At 65.4% G+C, this 17,166-nt stretch carries 20 protein-coding genes; 6 read left to right on the forward strand and 14 right to left on the reverse strand.

Going from position 1 to position 17,166, the window contains the following annotated elements:
* The 10 genes from ACPPVV_RS04890 to ACPPVV_RS04935 all read right to left on the reverse strand — a co-directional run bounded on the left by ACPPVV_RS04890 (nucleotide 1) and on the right by ACPPVV_RS04935 (nucleotide 7,940).
* Nucleotides 1–393 carry a PTS sugar transporter subunit IIA gene (locus tag ACPPVV_RS04890; RefSeq protein WP_426702352.1) on the reverse strand — a complete coding sequence of 131 codons (393 nt, stop codon included), beginning with the start codon at nucleotides 391–393 and terminating at the stop codon, nucleotides 1–3.
* Between the two features lie 43 nt (nucleotides 394–436).
* Complete coding sequence (rapZ, locus tag ACPPVV_RS04895) at nucleotides 437–1,339, reverse strand: RNase adapter RapZ (RefSeq protein WP_426702353.1); 903 nt, start codon at nucleotides 1,337–1,339, stop codon at nucleotides 437–439.
* Nucleotides 1,340–1,343: 4 nt separating this feature from the next.
* Nucleotides 1,344–2,246, reverse strand: coding sequence for an HPr(Ser) kinase/phosphatase (gene hprK, locus ACPPVV_RS04900; protein WP_426703168.1), 903 nt, complete (start codon nucleotides 2,244–2,246; stop codon nucleotides 1,344–1,346).
* Between the two features lie 195 nt (nucleotides 2,247–2,441).
* Nucleotides 2,442–2,765, reverse strand: coding sequence for a ribosome hibernation-promoting factor, HPF/YfiA family (gene hpf / locus ACPPVV_RS04905; RefSeq protein WP_426702354.1), 324 nt, complete (start codon nucleotides 2,763–2,765; stop codon nucleotides 2,442–2,444).
* A 150-nt stretch (nucleotides 2,766–2,915) separates the two neighbouring features.
* Entirely contained in the window at nucleotides 2,916–4,373 is a 1,458-nt protein-coding gene (locus ACPPVV_RS04910) for an RNA polymerase factor sigma-54 (protein ID WP_426702355.1), read from the reverse strand.
* A 93-nt stretch (nucleotides 4,374–4,466) separates the two neighbouring features.
* Entirely contained in the window at nucleotides 4,467–5,186 is a 720-nt protein-coding gene (gene lptB, locus ACPPVV_RS04915; protein ID WP_426702356.1) for an LPS export ABC transporter ATP-binding protein, read from the reverse strand.
* Entirely contained in the window at nucleotides 5,187–5,717 is a 531-nt protein-coding gene (gene lptA, locus ACPPVV_RS04920; protein ID WP_426702357.1) for a lipopolysaccharide transport periplasmic protein LptA, read from the reverse strand. It abuts the gene before it with no gap.
* Between the two features lie 28 nt (nucleotides 5,718–5,745).
* Nucleotides 5,746–6,351, reverse strand: a complete 606-nt coding sequence (gene lptC, locus ACPPVV_RS04925; RefSeq protein WP_426702358.1) for an LPS export ABC transporter periplasmic protein LptC — start codon at nucleotides 6,349–6,351, stop codon at nucleotides 5,746–5,748.
* A complete protein-coding gene (locus ACPPVV_RS04930; RefSeq protein WP_426702359.1) occupies nucleotides 6,348–6,887 on the reverse strand; it encodes a KdsC family phosphatase in 540 nt (179 codons plus the stop codon). Before ACPPVV_RS04930 ends, lptC begins: the two co-directional genes overlap by 4 nt.
* Before the next feature lie 42 nt (nucleotides 6,888–6,929).
* Nucleotides 6,930–7,940: a KpsF/GutQ family sugar-phosphate isomerase gene (locus ACPPVV_RS04935; RefSeq protein ID WP_426702360.1), complete on the reverse strand. Its 1,011-nt coding sequence runs from the start codon at nucleotides 7,938–7,940 to the stop codon at nucleotides 6,930–6,932.
* 208 nt (nucleotides 7,941–8,148) lie between these two features.
* On the opposite strand from ACPPVV_RS04935, the gene ACPPVV_RS04940 reads away from it, so the two are divergent.
* Together ACPPVV_RS04940 and murA are read left to right on the forward strand one after the other, a co-directional pair.
* Nucleotides 8,149–8,388 (forward strand): BolA family protein, encoded by a 240-nt coding sequence (locus ACPPVV_RS04940; RefSeq protein WP_426702361.1) that lies wholly within the window; start codon nucleotides 8,149–8,151, stop codon nucleotides 8,386–8,388.
* A 44-nt stretch (nucleotides 8,389–8,432) separates the two neighbouring features.
* Nucleotides 8,433–9,692, forward strand: a complete 1,260-nt coding sequence (gene murA, locus ACPPVV_RS04945) for a UDP-N-acetylglucosamine 1-carboxyvinyltransferase (RefSeq protein WP_426702362.1) — start codon at nucleotides 8,433–8,435, stop codon at nucleotides 9,690–9,692.
* Between the two features lie 99 nt (nucleotides 9,693–9,791).
* Here the strand turns inward: murA and ACPPVV_RS04950 are convergent, their stop codons facing one another.
* Genes ACPPVV_RS04950 through purM form a run of 3 tightly spaced genes read right to left on the reverse strand, consistent with a single transcriptional unit; the run spans nucleotide 9,792 to nucleotide 12,246 of the window.
* Entirely contained in the window at nucleotides 9,792–10,499 is a 708-nt protein-coding gene (locus ACPPVV_RS04950; RefSeq protein WP_426702363.1) for a DUF3108 domain-containing protein, read from the reverse strand.
* Between the two features lie 35 nt (nucleotides 10,500–10,534).
* Nucleotides 10,535–11,206 (reverse strand): phosphoribosylglycinamide formyltransferase, encoded by a 672-nt coding sequence (purN, locus tag ACPPVV_RS04955; RefSeq protein ID WP_426702364.1) that lies wholly within the window; start codon nucleotides 11,204–11,206, stop codon nucleotides 10,535–10,537.
* 8 nt (nucleotides 11,207–11,214) lie between these two features.
* On the reverse strand, nucleotides 11,215–12,246 hold the full coding sequence (gene purM / locus ACPPVV_RS04960; protein WP_426702365.1) for a phosphoribosylformylglycinamidine cyclo-ligase: 1,032 nt from the start codon (nucleotides 12,244–12,246) through the stop codon (nucleotides 11,215–11,217).
* 161 nt (nucleotides 12,247–12,407) lie between these two features.
* Here purM and ACPPVV_RS04965 point away from each other — a divergent pair, with 161 nt between their 5' ends.
* From ACPPVV_RS04965 to hda, 3 genes are all read left to right on the forward strand, one after another.
* Nucleotides 12,408–13,391, forward strand: a complete 984-nt coding sequence (locus ACPPVV_RS04965) for a DUF2066 domain-containing protein (RefSeq protein WP_426702366.1) — start codon at nucleotides 12,408–12,410, stop codon at nucleotides 13,389–13,391.
* A 112-nt stretch (nucleotides 13,392–13,503) separates the two neighbouring features.
* The gene (locus ACPPVV_RS04970; RefSeq protein ID WP_426702367.1) at nucleotides 13,504–14,673 is read left to right on the forward strand and encodes an AI-2E family transporter; all 1,170 of its coding nucleotides are present in this window, start codon (nucleotides 13,504–13,506) and stop codon (nucleotides 14,671–14,673) included.
* Nucleotides 14,670–15,377 carry a DnaA regulatory inactivator Hda gene (gene hda / locus ACPPVV_RS04975; RefSeq protein ID WP_426702368.1) on the forward strand — a complete coding sequence of 236 codons (708 nt, stop codon included), beginning with the start codon at nucleotides 14,670–14,672 and terminating at the stop codon, nucleotides 15,375–15,377. Before ACPPVV_RS04970 ends, hda begins: the two co-directional genes overlap by 4 nt.
* A gap of 52 nt (nucleotides 15,378–15,429) precedes the next feature.
* On the opposite strand, the gene ACPPVV_RS04980 is transcribed toward hda, so the two are convergent.
* The gene (locus ACPPVV_RS04980; protein WP_426702369.1) at nucleotides 15,430–16,233 is read right to left on the reverse strand and encodes an inositol monophosphatase family protein; all 804 of its coding nucleotides are present in this window, start codon (nucleotides 16,231–16,233) and stop codon (nucleotides 15,430–15,432) included.
* Between the two features lie 113 nt (nucleotides 16,234–16,346).
* Between ACPPVV_RS04980 and ACPPVV_RS04985 the strand changes: the two genes are divergently transcribed.
* Nucleotides 16,347–17,108: an RNA methyltransferase gene (locus ACPPVV_RS04985; protein WP_426702370.1), complete on the forward strand. Its 762-nt coding sequence runs from the start codon at nucleotides 16,347–16,349 to the stop codon at nucleotides 17,106–17,108.
* Nucleotides 17,109–17,166: the final 58 nt, after the last annotated feature.

Here is a 17,166-nt window from a genome sequence, read left to right on the forward strand (position 1 = left end):
TCAGGCATGGTCGATGAAAATTCCGCCGCGGCCACCGCTGGCCGCGATCTCGGCCAGTTCGTCCAGCGGTTTCTCCGCATAGTTGAGTACGCGCAGCAGCATCGGCAGGTTGAGGCCGGAAACGCAGCGCAGATGTACGCCGAGCGCGCTGAGCGAAAGTCCGATATTGCACGGAGTGGCGCCGTACAGATCGGCCAGGATCAGCACGCCATCGCCGTGGTCGAGTTCGCGCGCATGGTGCGCGGTGAGCGTGCGCATCACGTCAGGGTCCGCGCTCGGCGGCACTTCCACCGCGGCCACCTGCAGTGGCAGCTTGGGCATCACATGATGCGCAGCGGAAATCAGCGCCTGGCCGACTGCCTCGTGCGTCATCAGCAGCACGCCGACGCTCATGCGTGTCGGCCTGCGATGAAGGTACGGATCGGCGACATGGTCATCATTCGAGTTCGCGATGGAAGGTGAGGACGCCTTCGCGACGGTCGCGATAATAGGCGGCGAGCTTTTCGACCAGGTAGACCGAGCGGTGCCTTCCGCCGGTGCAGCCGACCGATATGGTCAAATAACTGCGATCGTCCTGTTCGAAACGTGGCAGCCAGGCATCCAGCCAGCGCGCAGTATCGACGAAGTATTCGCCCACCAGCGGCTCGGCGTCGAGGAAGTCGCGCACCGGTGCGTCCTTGCCCGACAGCGGTCGCAGATGCGCATGCCAGTGCGGATTGGGCAGGCAACGTGCGTCGAACACGAAATCCGCGTCCAGCGGCAACCCGCGACGAAACGCGAACGACTGGAACATCAGGGTGAGTCCCTCGGTCGCCTGGGCGAAACCGGTGGCAACCAGCCGGCGCAGCTGGTGCACGTTGAGTTCGCTGGAATCGATCACCTTTTCGGCAATCGCCATCAGCGGGCGCAACAGCTTGCGCTCCTCGGCGATCGCGTCGGCCAGGGACAGGCCGCGCGCCGCCAGCGGATGACGGCGACGGGTTTCCGAGTAGCGCTTGATCAGTACTTCGTCGCGGCAATCGAGGAAGATCAGGTGCACCTGCACACCGGCGGCCGCCAGGCCTGACAGCACGGTCGGCATGTGCGCGAAATCCGTGCCGCGATTGCGCACGTCGACACCGACCGCGATGCGCCGATGCTTGCTGTGACCTTCGATCACCGCGTTGACCAGCTGCGGCAGCAACGCCGAAGGCAGGTTGTCGACGCAGTAGAACTCCAGGTCCTCCAGCGCGCGCAAGGCCACCGTCTTGCCGCCGCCGGACATGCCGGTGAGCACGATCAGGTGTATCTCGGCCGGATCGACCAGCGGGTTGAGCAGGGGAGTGTCGTTGTCGCTCATGCATTCACCATGGGGGCAGGCGGCGCAGCTGGTGCGCCTGCCGATCTATGAAGGTCTGTGCCGGATCGATGCCCTTGCTCTTCAGCGCGTGACTGCGCACGGCGGCCTCGACCAGCACCGACAAGTTGCGTCCCGAGGCCACCGGTATGGTGATCATGGGAACCTGGACATCGAAGATTTCGCGATGGCCGATGTCACCGGTGAGGCGGGTCAGTGCATCGGTTTCCTCGCCGTCGCGCATCGGTTTGAGGTGGATGACCAGACGCAGGTATTTGGACGTCTTGACCGACATGTGGCCGAACATCTCGCGCACGTTGAGCACGCCCAGGCCACGGACTTCCAGCAGGTCCTGCAGCAGTTCGGGGCAGCTGCCGTCGATCACGTCGGGCGCGATCAGGGTGAATTCGGTGGCGTCGTCGGCGACCAGCCGGTGGCCACGACTGATCAGTTCAAGCGCCAGCTCGCTCTTGCCGGAACCGGCCTCGCCGGTAATCAGCACGCCGATCGAGAACACCTCCAGGAACACCCCATGCAGGGTGGTTTTCGCCGCCAGCATCCGTGCCAGGTGGTACTGCATGTAGGTCAGCAATTCATGCCCGCGCTTGGGACTGATCCACAACGGCGTGTTGGTTTCCTCGGCAACCTCGCGCAGGTCGGCCGGTACGGTCTGGTCCTTGGTCACGATCAGCGCCACCGGCTGGTAAGCGGCGATCTTGTGCATGACTTCCCAGCGCTGGCGCGAATCGAGCCCGTCGAGGAAATTCAGTTCTTCCGAGCCGATGATCTGGATCTTGTTCGGATAGATGACGTTGAGGTAGCCGATCAACGACGGGCGGCGTGCCTGCGCGGCGCCTGGCTCGAGCACGCGCGATTCCCCGCGCATGCCGGATACCCAGCGCAGGGCCATGCGTTCGTGGACGCCATCGTAGAGTTGTCGCGCGCTGATCCGATCCAAAACCCGGTCCTTGGCGCCGCATGACGGGGTCCGGTGGACCTTTGCGACGGCACGGCCATTGTGCCAGCTTGGGCGGATTAGCGTGTTCAGAGGGAGAACGGCCCGCCCTGATCGGGCGGGCCGTGGCGAAGCGCAAAGCGGCGGTGTTCAGCCGTACTGGCGCTCTTCGCGGGCTTCGCGCTGGTGCTTGTCGCTGACCTTTTCGCGATGTTTGCGCAACTGGTTGACCAGTTTGTCGAACAGTACGTCGAGGGACGCGTACATGTCGGCCTCGACGGCCTCGGCATGCAGGGTGGCGCCGATCGCGCCGAGGGTGCCTTCGGCGCGTTGCTGCAGTTTGTCGACCGACAATACGATCGCGAGACTGAGCAGCTTGTCGTCGAGGCGGGTCAAGCGGTCGAGCTTGGCGGTGGCGTGGTCGCGCAGGGCCGGGGTGACTTCAATCTGCTGGCCGCTGAGTTGGAATTGCATGGGGCGCCTCCTCTGGTGGTGCAGTGCCGCTTTTCGCGGCGGGCTGGACGTACCGCGGCCGATGTGGCGACGGTACATCGTCAATCATCCTCTACAGGTATGGGAACGCTTTTGCGATAACCAAGTTCCCGTGCAGACAAACACGGCAGGTCAGCTGGCGCGCTGACGCTCGTTGGACGTGGGAATGCGCAATCCCTCCCGATATTTGGCGACAGTGCGGCGGGCGACCTGAATTCCCTTGCGTTGCAACTGCTCGGCAATCGCCAGGTCGGACAACGGCTTGCGGGTGTCCTCGGCGTCGATCAGCTTGCGCAGCATGGCCTGGATGGCAGTGGCCGAAGCGCTGCCACCATCTTCGGTGGATACACCGCTGGAAAAGAAATACTTCAACTCGAACGTGCCGCGCGGCGTGTGCATGTACTTGCGCGTGGTGACGCGTGAAATGGTGGATTCGTGCATGCCCACTTCCTCGGCCACCTCGCGCAACACCAGCGGGTGCATGGCTTCGGGGCCGTAGTCGAGGAAGGCGCTCTGCCGGCGCACGATCGCGTCGGCCACTTTCAGCAGGGTCTCGGCGCGCGATTCCAGGCTCTTGATCAGCCAGCGGGCTTCCTGCAACTGGCCGCGCATCCAGCTGGCGTCCTCGCCACGCGCCTGGGCGATCAAGCCGCAGTAGTGCTGGTTCAGGCCCAGCCGAGGCTGCGCATCGGGATTCAGGCTGACCCGCCAGCGGCCGCCATCACGCAACGCATAGACATCCGGTGCGACATATTCCACGGGAGTGGCGTCGAGCGCGGCGCCGGGACGAGGGTCGAGGCTGCGGATCAGTACCGAGGCAGCAGCGATGTCGTCCTCGTTGGCGCGCAGGCGACGCGCGAGGCGGGCGATGTCGTTGCGTGCGAGCAATTCCAGTTCGGTATCGACAATGCGCAAAGCCAGTTCGCGCTGCGGCGTGTCCGGATCGAACTGCTCCAATTGCACGCGCAGGCAGTCGCGCAGGTCGAGGCTTCCCACACCAGCCGGGTCGAAGCCCTGCAGCTGCCGGCGCACGGCGTCGACTTCCTCCAGGGTGGCGTTGAGGTCGGCCGGCAAGGCCGCAAGTACCGACTCCAGCCCTTCGGCGAGGTAACCGGCGCCATTCAGCGCATCGATCAGCACGGTGGCGATCAGGTGTTGACGGGGATTGAACGAAACCAGGTTGAGCTGCCACAACAAATGCTGTTGCAGGGTTTCCGGCGCGGCATTCTGTGGTTCGAAATCGTCGTCGCCGCGCGAACCACTGCCACTGCTGACGCTGCTGGAGAAGTCGATTGGTGCCTCGGCAACGCCGCCACCGTCCGCCCAATCGCCGATCTCGTCGTTGTCGTTTTCGCTGCCGCTGGCGACAGCGGTGGTTTCCGAGTTCGAGTATTCGCTTTCCGCCGCGCTATCCAGACTCTCGTCGTCTTCCACTTCCTCGGCGAATTCCAGCAGGGGATTGCTTTCGGCGATCTGCCGCAATTCGGCTTCCAGCTCCAGCTGCGACAGCTGCAACAGACGGATCGCCTGCTGCAGTTGCGGCGTCAGGGTCAGCTGTTGATGGAGGCGAAACTGTAATGCGGGTTTCATGCCAGCCGGATCGAATGAAGTCGGTCCATCGTAGCGCGTGCCCGCGGGAGCGGCCATAGCCGCGCCCGGCGTAAGGGAGCCTCGACAGGTATCTCAGAGGCGGAATTCGCGCCCCAGGTAGACCTCACGCACGCGTTCGTCGGCGAGAATGTGTGCCGGCGTGCCGCGGGAGAGCACCTCGCCATCGTTCAGGATGTAGGCCCGGTCGCAGATGCCCAATGTCTCGCGGACGTTGTGATCGGTGATCAGGACGCCGATGCCACGCTCCTTCAGGTGCCGCACGATGCGCTGGATTTCGCCGACCGAGATCGGATCGACGCCGGCGAATGGCTCGTCCAGCAACATGTAGCGCGGCTGGGCGGCCAGCGCGCGGGCGATCTCGACCCGGCGACGTTCGCCACCGGACAGGCTGATGCCCTTCTGTCCGGCGATGTGCGCGATCTTCAGCTCGTCCAGCAGGTTTTCCAGTTCGCTGTCGCGTTGCTGTGCGCTGAGGCCGTCGCGCAATTCCAGCACCGCCATGATGTTGTCAGCCACGCTGAGCCGGCGGAACACCGAGGCCTCCTGCGGCAGGTAGCCGATGCCCAGCTTGGCGCGCGAGTGCATCGGCAGGCGGGTGATGTCCTGCTTGTCCAGCTTGATGCTGCCGGCATCGGCTTCGATCAGGCCGACCACCATGTAGAAGCAGGTGGTCTTGCCGGCGCCGTTCGGGCCGAGCAACCCGACCACCTCACCCTCGCGGATCGAGAAGCCGAAATCACGCACGACCTGGCGGGCCTTGAAGCTTTTCTGCAGACCTTCGGCGGAGAGCACTTAGGGTTTTTCCTGCGCGGAGGTCGAGCTGGGCGCCGGTGCCGACGGCTTGGCGGGAGCCGGGGTAGCCGGCTCTGCAGGCTTCGGCTTCGGCAGGAAGGTCATGTGCACCATGCCGTCGCCGTTGCTTTCGCCGGTCATCTGGCTGGTCTGGGTGTTGTAGGTCAGCTTGTCGCCGTGGGCGTCGCCGCGACCTTTCTGCTTGACCGACGCGTTGCCGGTCAGCACGGCGACCTGTTTGACGTTGTCGTAGTCGATGGTGGCGGCATCGCCCTGCATCAGGTTGCCGCTGTCGTCGAGCTGTTCGATATGCGCTGGCGTGCCGGTGATGACGACCCGGGTGACGCTGTTGTCCGCATCGAGGTAGGCCGTGGCCAGGGCGCCGGTCGACTTCAGCGTGCCCTGGGTGAGCAGGACGCTGCCCTTGTAGTGGATGACGCCATTGGCCGCCTGGGTCGCGTCGAACGACTTCGATGCGATGTGGGCCGGTTGCTGCCGGTCGTCCTTGCGGGCAAGAGCGGGCTGCAGCATGACCAGCCCAAGACCCAGGAGCGCCAGCTTAATGGCGCGATTTGGTTGGCATGAACGTGCTGTGGACGTCATCGAGCAACTCCAGATGCTTGTTGGTGAGGTTGGCGCGCATGCCGACCCCGCTGATTGTAGAGGCTCCCTGGACGATCCGCGCCGGCGCCGCGGTTTCCAGGCGGTTTTCCTTTGGCCAGGCGGTGACGTCGGAGGTATGCATGTCGGTCGCGGGGGTGGCATCGAACGCCGGCCGGTGCATCACCACCGGGCCTTGCAGTTTGAGCAGGGTGCCGGCCTTGTTGACCCAGCCATAGAGCGATTCGCCCTGCCAGTCCGGTACGCCGGCGCCCTGTTTGGCCGGCAATTGAAAGGTCGGTGAGTTGAGGTACAGCGATTCGTCGCCCTCACGACGCTCCAGCAGTGGCGACTGCAGGTGGAAGCTGGGCCGGCCTTCGGTGTTGTACTCGGTCATTTTTGCGTTGGTCAGGGTGTAACCCGAGCGCGGCGGACCGACGAAGTCGCTGGTCTTTGCCGCCGGGCCGAACCACCACAGCAGCAACTGGCCCGCGCCAGCGGCGAGCGCGATGGCCAGGGTCGCGGCCGGCAGGCGCCGGTCGCGCAGCCAGCGACGGAAGCTCACTGCCAGCGCTCCCGCTCGGCTTCGTCATGGCCCTGCGCGTGCAGGATCAGGTCGCACACCTCGCGTGCGGCGCCCATGCCGCCAGCCTTGCCGGTTTGCCAGTGCGCGGCCTCGACGACCCAGGGGTGAGCGTTGGCCACCGCCACTGCCAGGCCGCAGAGATGCATCGGCGGCAGGTCGGGCAGGTCGTCGCCGACAAAGGCGGCCTGTTCGGGCGTCAGGTGCAGCGCGTCGAGCAGTTCCAGCAGGCAGCGGCGTTTGTCGCCCTGGCCCTGGTAGACGTGGGCGATGTCCAGTTCCTCGGCGCGCAAGGCGACCGGGTGGCTGATCCGTGCGGTGATCAGCGCCACCTGCACGCCGTTGGCCTGCAGCCGTTTCAGGCCCAGCCCGTCATGCACGTGGAACACCTTGGTCTCGCGCCCGTCCTCGCCATACCAGAGGCGGCCGTCGGTGAGCGTGCCGTCCACGTCGAACACCGCCAGTCGGATCCTGGCGGCGCGGGCAAGCAGATCAGCGGGGAAATCGGCTGGGGACATGGGAGGAAATAAGCTCGGTTCGGAGACGGACGAAAAGGACGATCAGACCACGCGGGCACGGAGCAGATCATGAATGTTCAACGCGCCGACCACGCGTTGTTCGTCATCGACCACCAGCAACGCGTGGATCTGGTACTTCTCCATCAATTGCGCCGCTTCGGCCGCCAGTTTGTCAGCACCGATCGTTTTCGGACCACGGGTCATCAGTTCGGACACGGTGGCACCACGCAGGTCCACGCCTTCATCGTCCAGCGCACGACGCAGATCGCCATCGGTGAACACGCCGAGCAAACGCTGTTCGGCATCGACGACGGCGGTCATGCCCAGATGTTTGCGGGTCATTTCGACCAGGGCGGCGGTGAGGCTGGCATCGGGCAAGACACGCGGCACGTCGTCGCCCTTGTGCATCACGTCGGCGATGTGCAGCAGCAGGCGTCGGCCCAGCGCGCCGGCTGGGTGCGAGCGGGCGAAGTCGTCGGAGGTGAAGCCGCGTGCCTCCAGCAGCGCGATCGCCAGGGCATCGCCCAACACCAGCGCCACGGTGGTGCTGGTGGTTGGCGCCAGCCCCAGCGGACAGGCTTCGCTCGAAATGCTGCCGTCCAGGTGAACGTCCGCCTGGGTCGCCAGCGAGGAGGTCGGCCGACCGGTGATCGCGATCAGCGGAATGCCCTGGCGCTTGATCACCGGCAGGATGAACAGCAGCTCATCGGTCTCGCCGGAATAGGAGATCGACAACACCACGTCCTGTGGCAGGATCATGCCCAAATCACCGTGGCTGGCTTCGCCCGGATGCACGAAGAACGCCGGCGTACCGGTGGAGGCGAGGGTGGCGGCGATCTTGCGCCCGATGTGGCCGGACTTGCCCATGCCGCTGACCACCACGCGGCCCTTGCAGGCCAGGATCAGCCGACAGGCTTCGGCGAACGCCGGCCCGATCCGCGACTCCAGCGCCCCGACCGCAGCGGCCTCGGTGGCGATCACCGTGCGCGCGCTGCGCGTGATGGCATCCGGGTCCAGGTTGATCGGGGCGGGCGGGGCGATGCGTGCGTTCATGAGGACTCGAGGAAGGACTGGATCGGGTGTTCCTGTCGCCGTGGCGAGGGCTTCAGTCGTACCGATCGGGAACGCTGTCGTTTCTGCGCCAGCGGATTTCCATTACCATGGCATATTCGCATTTTAACGTCATAAGTCAGCGCAATGAACTCCGGTATCCGGAGAATCACGCCACATCGACTCATGCTCTCGCAGGAAAGACCCCACGATGGACTCAGCCAGCATCCAGGCAATGATCGAAAAAGGCCTGCCCGGTGCCGAAGCCGACGTCAGCGGGGCCGATGGCGTGCATTTCGAGGCCACCGTGGTCGCCAGCCAGTTCGCCGGCAAGCTGCCGCTGGCGCGGCATCGGCTGGTCTACGCCACGCTGGGCGAGCTGATGGGCGGCGCGATCCATGCGCTGGCGCTGAAAACCCTGACACCCGAGGAAGCCGCGGCGCGCCAGTGATGGCCGCAGCTGCACTTCCCCCTCCGATTTATTGAAGGACAACGATGGCCAAGATCCTGATCAGTGGCGGTACTCCGCTCCATGGCGAGGTCGGCATTTCCGGCGCCAAGAATGCGGTACTGCCGATCCTGGCCGCCTGTCTGCTGGCCGACGAGCCGGTCAGCATCGGCAACGTGCCGCATCTGCACGACGTCACCACGTTTATCGAGCTGCTCGGCCAGATGGGCGTGCAGCTGGTGCTGGACGACCGCATGAAGATGCATGTCGACCCGCGCACCACCAATACCTGCGTCGCGCCATACGACCTGGTCCGCACGATGCGCGCCTCGATCCTGGTACTCGGTCCGCTGGTGGCGCGCTTCGGCCAGGCCGAGGTGTCGCTGCCGGGTGGTTGCGCGATCGGTTCGCGTCCGGTCGACCAGCACATTCGCGGCCTGCAGGCGCTGGGCGCCGAGATCACGGTCGAGAACGGTTACATCAAGGCGAAGGCGAAGCGGCTCAAGGGTGCCCGCATCGTGATGGACATGGTCACCGTCACCGGCACCGAGAACATCATGATGGCGGCCACGCTGGCGCAGGGCACCACCATCATCGAGAACGCCGCGCAGGAACCCGAGGTGGTCGACCTGGCCTACTGCCTGATGGCGATGGGGGCGCAAATTGAGGGTGTCGGCACCTCCACGATGGTGATCCATGGCGTCGAGCGATTGCATGGCGCCGAATATGAAGTGCTGCCTGACCGCATCGAAACCGGCACCTTCCTGGTCGGCGCGGCGATGACCGGCGGCAAGGTGCGCACACGGCACGCCCGCGCCGACACGCTGGACGCGGTACTGGCCAAACTGGAAGAGGCCGGTGCGCACATCTCCACCGGTGACGACTGGATCGAGCTGGACATGGGCGGGCGTCGTCCGAAAGCCGTCAACATCAGCACGGCTCCGTATCCGGCTTTTCCGACCGACATGCAGGCGCAGTTCACCGCGCTCAACTGTGTCGCCGAGGGCACCGGTGTGGTCACCGAGACGGTGTTCGAGAACCGCTTCATGCACGCACACGAACTGCAACGGCTCGGCGCGGACATCCGGCTGGAAGGCAATACCGCGATCGTGCAGGGCGTGAGCGAGATGAGCGGCGCGCCGATCATGGCCACTGACCTGCGCGCTTCGGCGTGTCTGGTACTGGCAGGGCTGGTTGCGACGGGCGATACCATCGTCGACCGCGTGTACCACATCGACCGCGGCTACGAGAACATCGAGGAAAAACTCGGCGTGCTCGGCGCGAAGATCCGCCGCCTGCCGACCTGAGCAACACCCGAGGCGAAGCTTTTGCTCCCCTGTGCAGGGAAGGATTCGGGCGGGGTCAGCGTCCGGATCTTCCGGGTTGCGCGATGCGTGGCCTGCAGCTCAGTTGGCGTGATAGCTGACCAGTTCCATGGTCAGGTCGCCACCATCGTGCTGTGACAACTTCACCGGCAACGGATAGCGATCGGGCGCATACCAGGCGCTGAAGCCACGGTCGGCATCGGTGCGGTCGATCCGCTCGGCGTGGAAGCTGCCGGCGGGAACCTTGACGGTTTCCTTTCCGGTCACCTTGAAGTTCTGCGTTTGCACTTCCTGGCGTACCGCGACCGGCAGTGCGACCTGTTGTTTTCCTTCGCGCAACGCCAAGCCCAGCGCCAATGCCAGCGTGTTGCGTTCGACCATGCCGGCGCGACTTGGATAGGTCTGCGGGCCCTTGCCCTCGTCGACGCTCACCTGCTGCTTCGCCCAGTCGACCGCCATGTGCCGCTGCTTGTTCTTGATGGCGGCCTGCAGTTGATAGTCGTAGCTGACGGCCTCGGGCACATCGCCCTTCCAGCGGAAACGCGAATTCTCGCTGGTGCTGGCGCCGAGCATGGCGGCGAGGCCGCCGGTGCCCTTGACGTCCTTGCGATAGACCCATTCGCCATGGTCGGCAGCGCGCAGGCTGACGGTGGCGACGCCCATCGGTTCGCCGCCTTGCGACACGTTATAGGTGGCGGTGAAGGCGCCGGGCGTGGCGGCCAGGGCGGCCTGTGTGCCAAGCAGCAGGCCCAGGCCGAACAGGGGAGCAAACAGGTTTCGGATAGTCATGCGCGGAGTCTGCAAGTGTCGGGCTGAACCGGGGATCACTCCGCCAGTCGCAATCCGTCAACGCCCAGCACCAGCGGCGCTGACAGGGGCTGTCCATCGAATCGTGGCGCCTGGCCATCCCATTGCAGGCGCTGGCTGGCCAACAGGTTCACCACCGCCGGCAGCAGGCGGTGTTCCAGCGGCAACAGTCGCTGCGCCAGCTGTTGCTCGTCGTCGTCAGCGCCGATCGCCAGCTGCGCCTGCGCAATCACCGGCCCGCCGTCGAGCTCGGCGGTGACGAAATGCACGCTGGCACCGTGCTCGACGTCGCCGGCTTCCAGCGCGCGACGATGGGTGTGCAGGCCACGGTACTTAGGCAGCAGGGATGGGTGGATATTGATCATTCGGCCGATCCACGGCGTCAGCGCTTCGCCGTCGAGGATGCGCATGAAACCGGCCAGCACCAGCAGGTCGGCGCCGCTGGCGGCGATGCGCGTGAACAGGTCGAGGTCGAACGCGCGCCGATCCGGATAACTGCGCGGATCCAGCGCCAGGGTGGGGATGTTCGCCGCTTCAGCGAGCCGCAGTGCGCCGGCACTGGCCTTGTCACTGCCGACCAGCACGAATTCGGCCGACAATTCCCCACGCTCGCGCGCGGCAAGCAGCGCGGCAAGATTGCTGCCGCGTCCGGAGGCCAGTACGGCGATCCTGACAGGTGTGGTTGGCACGGAGCGATTCAACCGATGCGCACGCGCTCATCGCCCTGTGCAGCGACGATTTCGCCGATCACCGAACTGGCCAGGCCGTGCCCAGCCAGCAGCGCGGATGTCGCGTTGACCGCATCGCGCGGCAGGATCACGGTGAAGCCGACGCCGCAATTGAACGTGCGCCACATTTCTTCGCGCGCCACGTTGCCTTCGCGCATCAGCCAGTCGAACACGGGTGGCAGCACGATGGCGGACGCCTCCAGTGCGATGCCCAAACCGTCGGGTACCACGCGGATGATGTTCTCTTTCAGGCCGCCGCCGGTGATGTGGGCCATGCCGTGGATCTCCGGCTGTGCGCGGAGCAGATCCAGCATCGGCTTCACGTAAATCTTGGTCGGTGCCATCAATGCATCGGCCAGCTTCACGCCGCCGAGGTCCATGTCCAGTGGGTTGCCGGCGCGTTCGAGAATCTTGCGAACCAGCGAATAGCCGTTCGAATGCGGCCCGCTGGAGGCCACGCCGAGCACCACGTCGCCGGCAACAATGGCCTGTCCGGTCAGCATCTGCGATTTTTCCACCGCGGCCACGGTGAAGCCGGCCAGGTCGTATTCGCCCGGCGGATACATGTCCGGCATCTCGGCGGTTTCGCCGCCGATCAGGGCACAGCCGGCCAGCTCACATCCCTTGGCGATGCCGCCGACCACGGCCACGGCGGTCTCCACGTCCAGCTTGCCGGTGGCGAAATAATCGAGGAAGAACAGCGGCTCGGCGCCCTGCACCAGCACGTCGTTGACGCACATGCCGACCAGGTCGATGCCGATGGTGTCATGGCGGTTCAGCACCTGCGCCAGTTTCAGCTTGGTGCCGACGCCATCGGTACCGGAGACCAGCACTGGCTCCTTGTAACGGCCGCTGAGATCGAACAGACCACCGAAGCCGCCCAGCCCGCCCATCACTTCGGGGCGGAAGGTGCGCTTGACCAGCGGCTTGATGCGTTCGACCAGCGCATTGCCGGCGTCGATATCGACGCCGGCGGCGCGGTAGGTGAGGGCGTCAGACATGGCGAGAACCGGCGTGGGCGAAACGCGCAAGTTTAGCAGTTCGGGGAACGGAAACCGGCCCGGATTTGCGTCATTCGCGGATCCGGTGACGTCTTCGATGGACGCTGGAGGCGTGATTGGGCAGACTTCCTGTGAGCTTTCCCCTGAAGATGCCCACGTCCATGCGCCTGTCCCGCTTGTTGATCATCACCCTGCTGCTGGGTTTTTCCGCACTGCCGCCGTTGCATGCGCAGGATTCCGGCTCGCCGTATTCGGTCGTCGTGCCGGTGACCGACACCAGTGATGCACAGCGCGACCAGGCATTTGCCACCGCGCTCGGGCAGGTGTTGACCCGCGTGGCGGGCGGCCAGGATCTGCGCAGCAATGCCGGCTATGGCAATGCGCTGGGCAAGGCCGGTTCGATCGTGCAGAAATTCCAGTATCAGCGCGCGGCGACCGGGTTGATCCTGAATGTGGACTTCGAGCCCGGCTCGGTCCGCCGGTTGGTGTCCTCGCTGGGCGCCACCAGCGCGGGTATCAAGCCGCCGGTACTGCTGCTGGTCCAGGGCACCGACGGCAATTTGCTCGACCGCACGGCGCTCACCAGCCTGGCCGCGGCAGCGGCAGCCCGCGGTACCAATGTCGCCTACCCGGACGACGCGAACTCGTTGGATGTGGCGAAGGTCGCCACTGCCGATCCCGCTGCATTGGCGACGATCAATCAGCAATACCACACGGGCCTGGTTCTGCTGGGCAAGTTGCACGATGACAGTGCCGACTGGACGCTGATCTCCGGTGGCCAGCCGCAGCGCTGGAGTGGCCACGGCGCAACCGAGGACGCCATGCTCGGCGACGCCGGCAAGGGCATGGTCGATCGCATCGGCAAGCAGCTCAATGTGATCGGCGCAGGCACCAGCGAGGGCAAGTTGTGGGTCAGCGGCCTCAATTCGGCCACCGATTACGCCGCCATGCTGTCGACGCTCCAGGGCGACGCCTCGATCAAGCAGGTGGCGACGCTGGGGGCGCAGAACGACGCCGTGCTGCTGTACGTCAAGGCATCCGTGCCGATGAGCGGGCTCGCGGCGAATCTCGCCGCCGGGGGGCACCTGTTGTTGCAGGGTGAACCGCACGCAGGTGCCGACGCCAACCTGCGCTGGCTGCATTGAGTCCGCAGGCCATCGTGCCGAGTACACGCGGCCATCGGCCGCACGTTCGCGCTTTCGATATTTACGGCCGAATCTGGCCGAGTCAGCTTTCCCTATCCGCATGAGCGCACCCATGACGACCGACATCTCCCGCCGCTGGCAATTGTTCGCCATCACGGCCGTCATCGTGTATCTGATCTGGCTGCTGGCGCCGGTACTGATGCCGTTTGCAGTCGCCGCGATGCTTGCCTATCTCGGCGATCCGTTGGCCGATCGGCTGGAGCGTTACGGATTGAACCGGACCTGGGCGGCCACGATCGTTTTCGTGGTGTTGCTGGTCGTGGTTGGCGGTGTGCTGCTGCTGCTGATCCCGCTGATCGCGCGACAGATCGAAAACCTGATCGACAACCTGCCGCGCTACGGCGAATGGGCGCAAAACGTGGCGTGGCCGTGGCTGCAGGCGCGGCTGCACCTGGATCCGCACACGTTCGACAGCGATCGGTTGCTGGCGGCGATCAAGGCACACATCGGCTCGATTGGTGGCATCGCCACGACCGTGCTCGGCAAGGTGTCGCGTTCCGGGCTCGGCGTCGTGCTGTGGCTGACCAATCTGGTGCTGATTCCGGTGGTGGCGTTTTACCTGTTGCGCGACTGGGACCGCCTGGTGGCCACGATCGATCGCATGCTGCCGCGTTCGATCCAGCCGACCATTGCGCATCTGGCGCGTGAGTCGGACAAGATCCTTGGCGCCTTCGTTCGCGGCCAGTTGCTGGTGATGCTGGCACTGGGCGTGTTCTACGGCGCCGGCCTGGGTGTCGTCGGGTTAACCGTGGGGCCGCTGATCGGCATGGTCGCCGGCCTGCTCAGTTTCGTGCCGTATCTCGGTTTCATCATCGGCTTTGTCGCTGCGATCGTGGCGGCACTCGTGCAATACGGCGACTGGACACACGTGCTGCTTGTTTGCGGCGTGTTCGTGATCGGCCAGTTGCTGGAAGGCTACGTGCTGGTGCCCAAGCTGGTTGGCGACAAGATCGGCCTGCATCCGGTGGCGGTGATCTTCGCGGTGCTGGCTGGCGGTTATCTGTTCGGCTTCCTCGGCGTGCTGCTGGCCCTGCCGGCGGCGTCGGTGATCATGGTGTTGTTGCGCTATCTGCTCGAACGCTACCGCATGAGCGAGCTGTACAACCAGGAAGGTCCGGAGGATCCGGTGATCGCCGAAGTGGACGTCACGGTGCACCAGGATGGCGGCATCGAGACCGAAACCGTCGTCAAATCACCGCAGGATGACCGGGCCGCGCCATGATTCCGCAGTTGCCGCTGGCCCTGCGCTGGCCGCGTCGCCAGCGCTTCGAACATTTCCACGCCGGCGGCAATGCCGCCGCGCTGGCGGCGGTGCAGACGCTGGCGCAGCAGTCCGGTGCGCCATGGGTATACCTGCATGGCGCGATCGGCAGCGGCAAGAGCCATTTGCTGATCGCCGCCTGTCATGCCGCCAGCGCGACCGGCCGCACCGTGCAATACCTGCCACTGGCCAGCCTGGGCGACCATGCCGCCGCGATCCGCGGCGTCGCCGGCAGCGAGCTGCTGGCGCTGGACGATCTGCAAGTGATCGCCGGCAATCGCGATGCCGAACACGCGTTATTCGACCTGTACAACCGCGCACGCGCCGAGAAGACCTCGCTGCTGTTCGCGGCCGATGCCACGGTGGCGCATCTCGCCTTGGGTTTGCCGGACCTGCGCTCGCGACTCGGTGCGTGCACCCAGTTTTCGCTCAAGCCGCTGGACGATGCCGAGCGCCGCGACGTACTGAAGAATCAGGCGGCGCTGCGCGGCATCCAGCTGGATGAGGTGGTGCTGGACTGGTTGTTTGCCCGCTACGCGCGCGACCTCGGAGCACTGCTCGACCTGCTCGACAAGCTGGACCAGGCTTCGCTGGCGGCACAGCGGCGGATCACGGTGCCGTTCCTGCGCGAATTTCTGCGCGAGTCCGGCGAAGCGGCGCCCTGAAACGGCGAAGGCGCCTTGCGGGCGCCTTCGTTCGTTCCGACCACCGCAGGCATCAGGCCTTGAGCAGCCCCGGCGTCGCCTGCTGCCCGATCGCGTCGACCATGGCCTTGGCCACGTTGAGATTGCCCGCGATGATGTTGCCGCTGGCGGGGATGCCGTCGCGGCCAGCGAAATCGCAGTAGCGACCACCCGCTTCGTGCACCAGCAGTACGCCGGCAGCCATGTCCCACGGCTTCAGGCCGATCTCGAAATAGCCGTCGTAACGGCCGGCGGCGACGTAGGCCAGATCGAGTGCGGCGGAACCGGAGCGGCGGATGTCTTCAGCCTGACCGAGGATCGCGCGGGTCATGTCCAACTGCGGCACCAGATGCTCGCGCTGACGGAACGGGAAGCCGGTGGCGATCATCGCGCCGCCCAGATTCTCGCGCTTGCTGACGCGCATGCGGCGGTCGTTGAGGTAGGCGCCGTCGCCCTTGCTGGCGGTATACAGCTCGTCGCGCAACGGGTCGAACACCACGGCGTGGATCGGCACACCCTTTTCCAGCAGCGCGATGGAAACGCTGAAATGCGGGATGCCGCGCAGGTAGTTGTGGGTGCCGTCCAGCGGATCGATCACCCAGGTCAGCGGACCCTTGCCGGTCGCACCGCTTTCCTCGGCGAGGATCGCGTGGTCGGGGTAGGCGCGGCGCAGCTCCTTGATGATTTCCGCCTCGGCCAGCTTGTCGACCTCAGAGACGAAATCCAGCTGCTGCTTCTCGACGATGTTGAGGCCGTCGATGCGGTTCATGTAGCGCAGGATCACGTTGCCTGCAGAACGCGCGGCGCGCGCCGCGATCGTGACGTGTGGTCTGGCCATGGTTTCGACTTTGGAAGAGAGCAGGGTTGCGGCCGGCGATTCTAGCAGAGGTGAGGCTGGACCGCCCCGCGTCCACTATCCTTGGACGTTTCCATCGCCAAGCCGCTCTACGCATGACCGACCTCCACGATCTGGCCGCCCGCATCCGCTACGTGCTGGTGCGCACCTCACATCCGGGCAATATCGGCAGCGCCGCGCGGGCGATTCGCACGATGGGCTTCGAGCGGCTGGAGCTGGTGAAGCCGTATCGGTTCCCGGATCCCGAGGCGAACGCGCTCGCGGCCGGCGCTGACGACGTGCTGGCCAGCGCCGGCATCCATGCGGACCTGGTCGACGGCCTCGCCGGCAGCAGCCTGGCCCTGGGCCTGTCGGCGCGCCGGCGCGGCGTGAACTTGCCGGAGATTTCTCCGCGCGAGGCGGCGCAGCAGGTGCTGGCGGCCGCCGCGCGCGGCGAGCAGGTGGCACTGGTGTTCGGCAACGAACGCACCGGATTGGAGAACGAGGAGCTGGCGCGCTGCCACGCGATGGTGCGCATTCCCAGCGTGGACGATTTCAGCTCGCTCAACCTGTCGCAGGCGGTACAGGTGATGGCCTACGAACTGCGCATGACGATGCTCGGTGACGCGTTGCCCGCCGCACCGCCGGAACACGATGAGCCGCCGGCCGATGCGGCGCAGATGGAGCAGTTCTACCGCCATCTGGCGCAGACGCTGGAGGATATCGAGTTCCACAAGGGCCGCGAGCCGACCACGATCATGCTGCGTTTGCGCAAGCTGTTTCAGCGTGCGCAACCTGATGAACGCGAGTTGCGTGTGTTGCACGGGATATTGGCGGACGCGCAGCGGATGGCAGGGTTGGCGAAGGGCAGCAAGTAACCCGCCTTGCTCCCTCCCCTGCAAGCAGGGGAGGGCTGGGGAGGGGTTCGCCTTTGAT

The sequence above is a fragment of the Rhodanobacter sp. Col0626 genome, from assembly GCF_049994385.1.
Classification (GTDB): Bacteria; Pseudomonadota; Gammaproteobacteria; order Xanthomonadales; family Rhodanobacteraceae; genus Rhodanobacter.

Coding starts and splice junctions, on each gene's coding strand:
- ACPPVV_RS04890 (WP_426702352.1), bottom strand. CDS start 393: ATGAGCGTCGGCGTGCTGCTGATGACGCACGAGGCAGTCGGCCAGGCG.
- rapZ (WP_426702353.1), bottom strand. CDS start 1,339: ATGAGCGACAACGACACTCCCCTGCTCAACCCGCTGGTCGATCCGGCC.
- hprK (WP_426703168.1), bottom strand. CDS start 2,246: ATGGCCCTGCGCTGGGTATCCGGCATGCGCGGGGAATCGCGCGTGCTC.
- hpf (WP_426702354.1), bottom strand. CDS start 2,765: ATGCAATTCCAACTCAGCGGCCAGCAGATTGAAGTCACCCCGGCCCTG.
- ACPPVV_RS04910 (WP_426702355.1), bottom strand. CDS start 4,373: ATGAAACCCGCATTACAGTTTCGCCTCCATCAACAGCTGACCCTGACG.
- lptA (WP_426702357.1), bottom strand. CDS start 5,717: ATGCTGCAGCCCGCTCTTGCCCGCAAGGACGACCGGCAGCAACCGGCC.
- ACPPVV_RS04930 (WP_426702359.1), bottom strand. CDS start 6,887: ATGTCCCCAGCCGATTTCCCCGCTGATCTGCTTGCCCGCGCCGCCAGG.
- ACPPVV_RS04935 (WP_426702360.1), bottom strand. CDS start 7,940: ATGAACGCACGCATCGCCCCGCCCGCCCCGATCAACCTGGACCCGGAT.
- ACPPVV_RS04940 (WP_426702361.1), top strand. CDS start 8,149: ATGGACTCAGCCAGCATCCAGGCAATGATCGAAAAAGGCCTGCCCGGT.
- murA (WP_426702362.1), top strand. CDS start 8,433: ATGGCCAAGATCCTGATCAGTGGCGGTACTCCGCTCCATGGCGAGGTC.
- ACPPVV_RS04950 (WP_426702363.1), bottom strand. CDS start 10,499: ATGACTATCCGAAACCTGTTTGCTCCCCTGTTCGGCCTGGGCCTGCTG.
- purM (WP_426702365.1), bottom strand. CDS start 12,246: ATGTCTGACGCCCTCACCTACCGCGCCGCCGGCGTCGATATCGACGCC.
- ACPPVV_RS04965 (WP_426702366.1), top strand. CDS start 12,408: ATGCGCCTGTCCCGCTTGTTGATCATCACCCTGCTGCTGGGTTTTTCC.
- ACPPVV_RS04970 (WP_426702367.1), top strand. CDS start 13,504: ATGACGACCGACATCTCCCGCCGCTGGCAATTGTTCGCCATCACGGCC.
- hda (WP_426702368.1), top strand. CDS start 14,670: ATGATTCCGCAGTTGCCGCTGGCCCTGCGCTGGCCGCGTCGCCAGCGC.
- ACPPVV_RS04980 (WP_426702369.1), bottom strand. CDS start 16,233: ATGGCCAGACCACACGTCACGATCGCGGCGCGCGCCGCGCGTTCTGCA.
- ACPPVV_RS04985 (WP_426702370.1), top strand. CDS start 16,347: ATGACCGACCTCCACGATCTGGCCGCCCGCATCCGCTACGTGCTGGTG.